Origin of the sequence: Corallococcus exercitus (assembly GCF_003611585.1) — a bacterium.
Classification (GTDB): domain Bacteria; phylum Myxococcota; class Myxococcia; order Myxococcales; family Myxococcaceae; genus Corallococcus; species Corallococcus exercitus.
In genome coordinates this window covers 1-10,326 of sequence record NZ_RAVW01000358.1, presented here as the reverse complement: position 1 = coordinate 10,326, position 10,326 = coordinate 1, and the positions used below count along the sequence as shown (strand labels likewise).

The 10,326-nt window shown below is 71.2% G+C and carries 6 protein-coding genes; 3 read left to right on the top strand and 3 right to left on the bottom strand.

The window, feature by feature from the left end:
- On the top strand, positions 1-836 hold an 836-nt coding region (locus D7W79_RS31915), incomplete at its 5' end, for a C39 family peptidase (protein WP_147442146.1).
- Positions 837-913: 77 nt separating this feature from the next.
- Here D7W79_RS31915 and D7W79_RS43940 read toward each other — a convergent pair.
- Entirely contained in the window at positions 914-1,753 is an 840-nt protein-coding gene (locus tag D7W79_RS43940; RefSeq protein ID WP_158617097.1) for a hypothetical protein, read from the bottom strand.
- 175 nt (positions 1,754-1,928) lie between these two features.
- Positions 1,929-3,320 carry a sigma 54-interacting transcriptional regulator gene (locus tag D7W79_RS31905; protein ID WP_120529147.1) on the bottom strand — a complete coding sequence of 464 codons (1,392 nt, stop codon included), beginning with the start codon at positions 3,318-3,320 and terminating at the stop codon, positions 1,929-1,931.
- Between the two features lie 131 nt (positions 3,321-3,451).
- Here D7W79_RS31905 and D7W79_RS31900 point away from each other — a divergent pair, with 131 nt between their 5' ends.
- Together D7W79_RS31900 and D7W79_RS31895 are read left to right on the top strand one after the other, a co-directional pair.
- A complete protein-coding gene (locus D7W79_RS31900) occupies positions 3,452-4,918 on the top strand; it encodes a hypothetical protein (protein WP_120529149.1) in 1,467 nt (488 codons plus the stop codon).
- Between the two features lie 193 nt (positions 4,919-5,111).
- On the top strand, positions 5,112-8,984 hold the full coding sequence (locus D7W79_RS31895; RefSeq protein ID WP_120529146.1) for an FG-GAP-like repeat-containing protein: 3,873 nt from the start codon (positions 5,112-5,114) through the stop codon (positions 8,982-8,984).
- Between the two features lie 55 nt (positions 8,985-9,039).
- Here D7W79_RS31895 and D7W79_RS31890 read toward each other — a convergent pair.
- A partial coding sequence (locus D7W79_RS31890; protein WP_120529145.1) for a chitinase occupies positions 9,040-10,326 on the bottom strand: 1,287 nt, incomplete at its 5' end.

The following is a 10,326-nucleotide window of genomic DNA, read 5'->3' as shown; positions in this document are numbered from 1 at the left end:
CTCCGGTGCAGGGCCACCTCACCCCCGAGCCGGTCCAGGAGACGGAGCAGGTCACCGGGTTCCAGGAGGACCGCTTCGAGGAGTCGCCTGAGGTCGCGGGGCAGTGGGCCGCCCAGGCCGCGGGGGCCGGACAGCCCCTGGGCGCGCGTCCCCTGGAGCTGTCCCAGATGGAGCAGGTGCCCTCGCTGACGGACGCGAAGTCCCCGGGCGCGAAGGGCTGGCTCCAGGAGACGCCGGTCCTCCGGCAGACGGACGCCACCAACTGCGGCGCGACGGCGGCCGCGATGCTGGTGCGCGCCAACGGTGGCGGCCAGGGGCAGACGGACGCCCAGCTCGTCCAGTCGCTGGAGTCCCGCTACTCCGACAGCAAGGGCACGACGCCGGACCAGATGGGCCAGATGCTCGCGGGCCAGGGCTTCGAGGTGACGCGCGGTGCCGCCAACTTCGACCGCGACGCGCTCAACGCCGCGCTCGAAACGGGCAAGAAGGCCGTGGCCCTGGTGGACTCCAACCTCATCCAGCCCGGCGCCTCCGGCAACACGCCGGCCGGCAGCGCGCACTGGGTGGAGATCGACGGCAAGGACGCGCAGGGCCAGTATCAAATCCATGATCCGGCCAGCGGGTCCAAGTACGGCGTGGACCTCCAGCACCTCACCCAGGCGATGAACTCCGGCTGGGATTCGTTCCAGGGCGGCGGGATGCTCATCGTCAATCCCCAGGGCGGTGACGCGGGCGCGCTCGCCGCCGCGAACGCGAATCACTCCGCCACGCTGGGGGACTCCTCCGGCATCGGCTCGAAGAACAACTCCTTCGGCTCGCGCGAGTCCGGTTCGTAGTCCCCGGGATGTGAGCACGTGAAAAGGCCCCGCGTGCATCGCACGCGGGGCCCGGCCCTTCACGCCCGCCCGCTGCTTCAGATGTTCGGGATGTCGGAGGCGAAGCGCTGGTTGTCGGTCAGCGCGGACGGGTTGGCCTGGGCGGCCTCCAGGAAGAGGCGTGCGTTGTTCGTCAGGCTGCGCTCGAAGGCGAACGCGTCGTCGCCCTTCACGTTCGGGTTGTTGCTGATGCGCTGCTCGGGGTGCTCGAAGTTGGTGCGGCCGCCGCGCACGTGGTGCAGGTAGTTGTTGGCCCCCACCGCGCGCATCGCATCCAGCGCATTGCTCACGTTGAGGTCGATGGCCTCCGGGCTGCTGCCGTTGAGCTTCTGGAGGTCGTCCGGCAGGTGCTTGCCGTAGGTCTCCAGCAGGTCCTTGTTCAGGTTGAAGGGGCCGTAGTTCGTCGCGGCGCCGCTCTTGTTGAAGTCCGTGCCGCCCTCCTGCATCACCTGCGCGACGAGCAGCGCGGCCTCCTCTGGGGCGGCGCCCGACTTGATGGCCGAATCCCAGACGTTCTTCTTCCAGAAGCCCAGCGGCTGCCCGTTGTACTGCTTGTCATCCGCGTACGAGAGCGCCGGGTAGTCCCTGGACGCGTCATGCGAGCTGGCCTTCACGAGCGCGTCCGCGCCGAGCGGGTCGGAGCCCGCGCCCGCGGGGCGGGTCGTCGGCGTGGCGGACAGCGACTGCGATTGCGTCCGCGCGGACGGCGAGGACTCGAAGCTGTCCGCGTAGAACAGCTTGTTGCGCAGGGCCGCCGCGGACGTGTCCTGGGAGGGCTGCGTCTGGGCTTGCTGCGCCGGCTGCGGACGCGCGGACGACTTCAGCAGGGAGGCGAGAAACGAGGACGGGTTGGAACGGGAAGAAACGGAGGAGATCATGGCGTGCTCGGGGTCGTGGGGGCCGTGAATGGCCGGTACGCGTTCCCTAAGCAGGAGCGGTGCCAGCGCCCCGCGTGCCCGGTCGCGCCGGGCCTCCCGAGGGAGCCGCCACCCGGCGGGGCTCGCCGGTGGGTGACTCGAGTCACCCGGTGGCGGTCCCACCAGGTGACGGGAGTCACCCGGCGTCGTCTTCGTCCGCCCCGGGCTTGCCGTCGCTGAGCTCCAGGCCGTGCTTGCGCATCAGCTTGCGCAGGTACACCCGGTCGATGCCGGCCTCCCGGGCGGCGCGGTTGAAGCGGCCCTCGCAGCGCTTGAGGAGGCTCTTGAGGTAGTCGCGCTCGAAGCCCTGGACGAGCTGCTCCTTCGCTTCCTTGAAGGGCCGGGCCAGGTCCAGCTCACCCGCGCGCATGGCGGCACGGCCGGGGACGCCCGGGTCGATGTCGGGCAGTGACTCCTCGCCCAGGTTCACCACGCGGTCCACCACGTTGCGCAGCTCGCGCACGTTGCCCGGCCAGGGGTACTGGACGAGCAGGGCGCGCGTCTGGTCCGACAGGGTGCTGGGCGGCTTTCCCAGGCGCTCCAGCACGGTGTCGATGAGCATCGGGATGTCCTCCGGACGCTCGCGCAGGGGCGGCAGCGCGACGCGCAGCACGGCCAGCCGGTGGAAGAGGTCCCGGCGGAACTTCTCCGCCTTCACCGCGGCCTCCAGGTCCACGTGGGTGGCGGCCACCACGCGCACGTCCAGCTCCCGGTAGTCGTTGCCGCCCACCCGCTTCACCTGGCGGCGCTCCAGCACGCGCAGGAGGCGCGGCTGCAGCTCCAGGGGCAGCTCGCCCACCTCGTCCAGGAAGACGGTGCCCCCTTGCGCCCGCTCGAAGGCGCCGGCGCGGTCCGCCTGCGCGCCGGTGAAGGCCCCCTTCACGTGGCCGAACAGCTCGGACTCGATGAGCGACGGCGCGATGCCCGCCAGGTCCACCACCACGAACGGCTTCTTCGCGCGCGGGCTCTCCTGGTGCAGCCCTTCGGCGCACAGCTCCTTGCCGGTGCCCGTCTCGCCCTGGATGAGCACGTCCGAGTCACCGGGCGCCATGCGCTCCAGGAACGTGAAGACCTCCCGCATCCGGCGGCTGGTCCCCACCAGGGCCCCGAAGCGGTCGCGCGACGACAGCAGCAACGAGCGCTCGCGGGTGTCCTCGGGCATCACCTTGAGCCGGGTCTCCCCCAGGGTGAGCACGGCGCCGGGCCGCACCTCCAGCTCGGAGAAGCGCAGGCCTTCGCAGAACGACCCGTTGTACGAGCCCAGGTCCGTGGCGACGACGCGGTCCTCCTGCACGTCCAGCCGCAGGTGGTGGCGCGACACGGTGCCGTCCTCGAGCACGATGTCGCAGTCCGCGCTCTTGCCCAGCCGGTATGCGCCCACCGGCAGCGGGTGGCTCCGGCCGGCCGCGGGCCCCGACAACACCCACAGCTTCAGCCGGACCTTCCCCCCGGGCTTCGCGGGAAGGGTCCGGGTCCTGTCGGAAGGCGGTTCCTCGCGCCCCGCCGGCCTGTCATCCCGTGTCGACACGGTGGCGACGGTAGCACGCAGGAGGAAGCCCGGGAGGCTCCGGGAACACTCCCACCTCCTCGCGGTGCCCGTTGGAAGGCAATGCCTTGCACCCCACCCTTGCGGCCGCTTCGGACCGGAAGGAGCTGTGCATGCGTGTCAGGAATTGGGGTGCCCTGGTAGGGCTGGGACTGACGCTGGCGGGCTGCGGGGGTGTCCCGGAGCAGGAGGACTCACGCCGGGTGGAGGCCCAGGCATGTCCTCCCGGGGTGGCGTCGCGGGTGCGCGTCGTGATTCCTCCCAGCGCCCCCCTGGGCAGCGAGGTGACGAACCTCACGGACGTGCAGGGCACGCTCTTCTTCGCCACCCAGCTGCGCGACGGCAGCGCGGTGCTCTGGCGCAGCAACGGCACGGAGGCGGGCACCGTCCAGGTGAGGGCGTTCGCGGCGGAGCCGCTGGTCTACCCCCGGCTGTCGGACATGGTCGCGGTGGGCAACCGGGTCTTCTTCCTGATCAACACCGTGGCCACCGGCACGGAGCTCTGGGTCAGTGACGGGACATCCGCCGGGACGCGGCTCGTCGAGGACATCACCCCGGGGGCGGCCGGCTCCGCGCTGTTCGACCTCACGGAGGTCAACGGCCGGCTCGTGTTCTTCCGGCAGACGGCGCCGACGCCGACGGAGCCCTCGCGCACGGAGCTGTGGCGCTCGGACGGGACGGCCGGGGGGACGCTGCGGGTGCGCAACTTCGGCGCGGACGCGGGGCTGGCCTTCAACACGTTGAAGGTCGGTGGCGCACTGCTCTTCTTCCTGGCGCAGGACACGGGCACCACGCTGTGGCGCACCGACGGCATGCTGGCGGGCACCACCGCCGTCAAGCGGCTGGACGCGGGCCTCACCTTCATCCTCGACGTGGGCTACGCGGGGAGCCAGGGGCTGTTCCTGCTGCTGGATGGCCCGAACTACGAGGTGTGGAGGACGAACGGCACCGAGGCGGGCACCGCGCGGCTGGATGCGTTCGGCCACTACACCCGGCTGCTCGGGGCGCTGGGCAACAACGTCTACGTGTGGTCCGAGCAGGCGGCCACGCGGCGGCTGAGAATCGACCGGCTCTCGCTGGCGGGCGGGGGCAAGGCGCTCGTCACCACCCTGCCCAATCCGTACGCGGATCAGGAGTTCGCGACGCCCTACGTGCAGACGTCGGCCGTGTCGGGGAACGCGCTCTACTTCTCCATGGCCATCAGCAGCCCGGGCCCCTCCCCGCTGGACGTGTCGCTGTGGGTGACGAACGGCACGGCGGCGGGGACCCGCGACCTCTTCCGCCAGCTCAGCCGCAGCGACGAGTACGCCTCCCCCATCTTCGCCACCGGCACGGGCCAGGTCCTCTTCGCCGGTTCACCCGAAGGCGGCACCACCGAGCCCTGGTTCACCCGGGGCACGGTGGCGACGACAGGGCAGCTGGCGGACGTGCAGCCGGGGCCCGGAGGCTCGTCGCCGGATGGGTTCACCCGCTCGGGCAGCCGCGTCTATTTCAGCGCCGTGGACGACACGCTGCGGCCCCAGCTCTGGTCCGTGCCCGCGTCCTTCACCTGCCCACCCGGGCCGGTCACGGCGATGTAGCAATCCCAGACCCTCCCGGTCCCTCGGGCGCGCGGGGCGTCTTGGCGGCCCCGCGCCCCGTTCCTGCCTGGAGGTTTCGACGACCTGCGGTGACAAAGACAGACACGCGCAGTCCCTCCGCATCCCCTGGCCGCATTGAGGAGGCGGAGCACGGACTGGTAGAACGCTCCCCCGTTCCGAAGGGGGAGTGGAAATGCCGGTCCGTGGATCCGTCTGGTTCATCCTCGTCATGCTTGCGGCCGCCGTGGGGTGTGGCGACCCAGGCGTCTCGCCGCTGCCGCCCGAGCCGCCAGTCCGCGACGCGGGCGTGACGGACGCGGGCACCTCCGACGATGCCGGCGTCCTGGATGCTGGCGCTTCCGACGATGCGGGCACCTCCGACGATGCGGGCACCTCCGATGATGCGGGCACGGCCGAGGATGCAGGCGTCCTGGACGCGGGCTCGGCCGACGATGCGGGCGTCTTCGATGCTGGCACTTCCGACGATGCGGGCACCTCCGACGATGCGGGCGTCCTGGATGCAGGCACCTTCGAGGATGCAGGCACTGCCGAAGATGCGGGCGTCCTGGACGCAGGCGCCGACGATGATGCCGGCGTCGTGGACGGGGGAATGATCGCGGAGGTCCCTTCGCCGCCGGAGGCGGTGGTCGCGGTGAGCGGGGACGGCGCCGCCCGGGTGTTCTGGACAGCGGCCCAGGACCACGGCAGTCCGCTCACGGGCTACACCGTCACGGCCTCGCCGGGCGGAGCCTCGGAGACGGTCGCGCCGGACGTGCTCGAAGCGCAGGTCACGGGCCTCACCAACGGAACCGCGTACACGTTCAACGTGGTGGCCGTGAACGCCGTGGGCCCCTCCATGCCGTCCCAGCCCTCCGAGCCGGTGACGCCCGCGGGCAGGCCGGGAGCGCCCTCGGGCGTGGTCGCCACCGCGGAGGTGCGCGGTGCGACGGTGTCCTGGACCGCCCCTGAAACGAACGGCAGCCCCATCACCCGCTACGCCGTGGACCTCCAGCCCGCGGTGGAGGGCGCGACCGTCGACATCACGGGGGTGCGGGCCCACGTCACCGGGCTGGCCAACGGCACGCCCTACACCTTCACCGTGCGCGCCTGGAACGCCGTGGGCGAAGGGCCCGCCTCCGTTGCGTCCTCGGCCATCACCACGCCAGACGTGCCCGGAGCCCCGCTGGACCTGTCCGCGCAAGCGGAGGACGGCGCCGCCACCGTGTCCTGGAGCGCCCCGACGTCCGACGGAGGCCACGCCCTCACCGGCTACACCGTGACGCTCCAGCCGGGCGACGTGACGCAAACGCTGCCCGCCTCCCAAACCCAGACGCGCTTCACGGACCTGACCAACGGCGCGGCGTACACGCTGCACGTCGTCGCGCTCAACGCGGTGGGCACCGGCCCCGAGGCGACGGGGACGGTGACGCCGGCCGGTCCTCCGGCCGCGCCGACGGACGTCGTGGCCGTCGCGGGCGTGGGCCAGCTCACGCTCACGTGGACCGCGCCCACCTCCGACGGAGGCTCGCCGGTGACGGCCTACCGGGTGACGCCCTCCGCGGCGGGCGTCGCGGGCACGGCCGTCACCGTGGGGCCGCAAACCCAGACGGTCCTGATGGGCCTGTCCCGGGGGACGACGTACACGGTGACGGTCGCCGCGGTGAACGCCGTGGGCACGAGCGCGGACTCCGCGCCTTCCGCCGCGGTGACGACGCACGACGTGCCCGGCGCCCCCCGGACGCCGCTCGCCACGGCGCTGGGCAACGGCCGCGTCCGCGTCGACTGGACGCCTCCCGCCTTCAACGGTGGCAGCCCCCTCACCCGCTATGTCGTGCGCGCGAGCCCCAGCGGACGCACCGCGACCGTGACGGCCAGCGCCACCTCCGCCACCATCTCCGGTCTGGCGAGCGGGACGCACCATGTCTTCACCGTGCAAGCCTCCAACGCGCTGGGAGATGGTCCGCCGTCAGAGGCCTGTGACACGAACACGCCCTGCGGCCTGGGGCTGGGGAGCGGGCCCAGGCTGACAGACCAGGCGTCGTCGGTGGTCATCGCGGACTTCAACGAGGATGGCCTTCCCGACGTGGGGTACACGGGCTCCCCTGGCGTCGGCGTGCTGTTGGGTGATGGCGCCGGTGGGCTTGCCGCCCAGCCCACCTTCCCCACGCTCCCCTTCGGCAGGGAGACCCAGGTGGCGGACTTCAACCAGGACGGGCACGCCGACCTCGTGTTCCTGTCCTCCGCTTCCGGCAACGCCCAGACCCTCGTCGTGCTCGGGGATGGAACCGGCCGCTTCACGTCGAGGCGCGAGCTCGACAGCGGCACCTCGGCGGCGTCCCTGGTCGTGACGGACCTGGAGGGGGACGGGAAGAAGGACCTCGTCATGGCCGACCGGAGCAGCAGGATGCTCCGCCTGTTCCACGGCGACGGGAAGGGGGACTTCGCGCCCCGGCAGGACGTCCCCTTCCCAGACGACCTCCGCTCGGTCGCGGCGGGGGACTTCAACGGGGACGGCCGGGTGGACCTCTTCGTCACGCACAACAACTTCAGCGCCACGGTGTTGCTCGCGGATGCGACCGGCGGCTTCCAGACCGGCCAGACCTTCCTCACGGGGCTGTACCCCACTGCCGCGACGAGCGCGGATTTCAACGGTGACGGCAAGCTCGACCTCGCGTACGCGAACAACGGAGCGTCCTCTTTCGCCGTGGCCCTGGGCGACGGCACCGGGCGGTTCGGGCCCTTCGCGAACATCTCGTTGGCCAGCGCGCCCACGGCCCTGAGCTTCGTGGACATGGACGCGGACGGCCACCTGGACGCAGTGGTGAGCCAGGACAGCTTGAACCTCGCACTGCTTCAGGGGGATGGCGCGGGAGGCTTCGACAAGCGGCAGGAGTTCGCCGTGTCGAACTCCGGGCGCGTGGTGGAGGGAGAGCTGGACGGTGATGGCAGGCGGGACCTGCTGCTGGCGGGCAACCCCATCCACTTCTTGAAGGGTGACGGCCAGGGTGGAGTCCGGACGAGGCTGGAGGTGGCCACCACGGGCATTCCCACCTGGGCGGCCACCGGAGACGTCAATGGCGACGGCAGGCTGGACCTCGCGGCCGTCTCCCCCGAGCAGTTTGTCAACGTGACCCTGGGGGATGGCCATGGACGGTTCGGTGCCTCGCGCACCCTCGTGACGCCTTCGAGCGCGAGCGCGGTCGTCATCGTGGACCTGAACGGGGACGGCACGCAGGACCTCGTCACGGCGAACTCCGGCGGCACGCCCGGCCCCACCTTGAATGGCAACGTCAGCGTGTGGATGGGGGATGGCGCGGGAGGCTTCGGCCCGAGGAAGGAAGTCGCGACGGGCCTGGGGCCCAACGCGCTCCTCGCGGAGGACTTCACCGGGGATGGCAGGGTGGATCTGCTGGTCGCGAACGGCCTGGACGACACGGTGAGCCTGCTGGAGGGGGATGGCACCGGGCGCTTCGCCGCCCGCCGGGACTCGTACGTCACCGATGCTCCCATCGCGCTCGCCAGCACGGACGTGGATGGCGATGGAAGGCGGGACCTGGTGGTGGTGGGCTACAGCGGAGACGTCACGACCGTCCGGAACACCGGAAACGGGTTCTTCACCCGGCAGCGGTCTGTCTCTGTCGGAAGCCGCCCCCGGGCCATCGCGCTCGCGGACTTCAACGGCGACGGGTGGATGGACGCCGCGGTCGCCAGCAGCACGGGCAACTTCGTCACGGTGCTGTCCATCCAACCGACGTGGGGGCTGTCCACCCTGACCACGCTCCCCACGGGAATCACCCCGCAGGGGGTCGTGGCCGCGGACTTCGACAGGGACGGGAAGACGGACCTCGTCGTCGTCCACAACCCCGCCAACCTGGGCTCGGACTACTTCTTCAGCGTCTTTCCAGGGACGGGGACGAATACCTTCGGGACGCCCGTGCGCTACACCACCCGAGGCAGCGTCGCGGCGGTGACGAGCGCGGACATCGATGCGGACGGACGGCCGGACCTCATCATGTCCCAGGGAGCACACAAGAGCGTCGGCGTGTTCCTGAACTTCTGCTTCTAGCCGTCCCCTTCCGCGTCCACCGGCACGCCGCCGGTGGACGCGGGGCCTCACGGGCCTACCGGTAGGTGTCCAGGTAGGCGCGGTGGCTGTTGGAGAACTCGAAGTTGGTGAACGCGTCCCAGTTGATGGACCAGGTCATCAGCCCCTTGAAGCCGGGGTAGCCGCCGGCCTGGCGCAGCACGTAGGTGCCGCCGAAGGACTGGCCCTTCATCAGGTAGTCCAGCGCCTTCTGCACGTTGGCCGTCGTCGTGTAGCCACCGCCCGCGGCCTGCGGCGAGGACGGAAGGCCGATGACGACCTGCTCCGGCCGGAGCGCGGGGAAGACGGCGCTCGCGTTGCCGCCCACCGGGAAGCCCTGGAGCAGCATCTCCGCCATGGCCACGTGGAAGTCCGGCGTGCCCTGCGCGTAGGCGCGGCCGTCCAGCGCCATCACGGTGCCGGTGTTGTAGTGCTGCACGTGCAGGTACGTCAGCCGGTCGCGCAGCGCGTGGATGACGGGGAGGTAGGCGCCCCACGGGCCTCCGTAGGCCGCGTAGCCGCCCTGCACGTAGGCCGTCTCCGGCGCCATGGTGAGCAGGAGGCCTGGGTTGTCGTTGAGCAGCTGCCGGGTGCCGGCGATGAGGTTCTGGATGCGCGGCGTGGTGGGGTTGCGGAAGTCGGTGTCGCCGCCGTTGAGCGCCAGCGACGCGCCCTCCAGGTCCAGGTCCAGCCCGTCAAAGCCATACGTGTTGATGAGCCCCTGCATGCTGGTGACGAAGGCCTGCTTCGCCGCCGCGTCGTCCAGGTGGATGGTGCCGTTGGCGCCGCCCAGGGAGATGAGCACCTTGCGGCCCTGCGCCTTGAGCGTGGCGATGTCCGCCTTGAACTCCGCGACGGTGGCGTTGTACGGCGTGAAGCCCATGGTGCCCGACGGCGCGCCCGCCACCGGCTCCGCGAAGGCGACCTGGATGACGTTGAACTTCGAGGACACGTCGCGCAGCCGGATGTGAGTGGAGCCGTTGTCGAAGTTGTGCCAGTAGCCGACCAGCACCTTGCTGCCCGCGGGCGCCGGATTGCCCGTCGTCACGGCGACGCTGTTGCTCGCGGAGGAGCGGTTGCCGGCCGCGTCGCGTGCCTTCGCGGTGAACGTATAGGAGGTGTTGGCGGCGAGCCCCGTCACGGTGGCGCTGGTCGTGGTGCTGGTGGCCGCCGCGCTGGTCCCGCCGTTGACGAAGATTTCGTAGCCGGTGACGCCCACGTTGTCGCTGGACGCGTTGAACGCCAGGGACACGCTGGAGGCCGTCACGCCGGTGGAGCGCAGCGAGCCGGGCGCGGTGGGGGCCTGCGTGTCCTGCGGGGCTGT

Coding starts and splice junctions, on each gene's coding strand:
- D7W79_RS31900 (WP_120529149.1), top strand. CDS start 3,452: ATGCGTGTCAGGAATTGGGGTGCCCTGGTAGGGCTGGGACTGACGCTG.
- D7W79_RS43940 (WP_158617097.1), bottom strand. CDS start 1,753: ATGATCTCCTCCGTTTCTTCCCGTTCCAACCCGTCCTCGTTTCTCGCC.
- D7W79_RS31895 (WP_120529146.1), top strand. CDS start 5,112: ATGCCGGTCCGTGGATCCGTCTGGTTCATCCTCGTCATGCTTGCGGCC.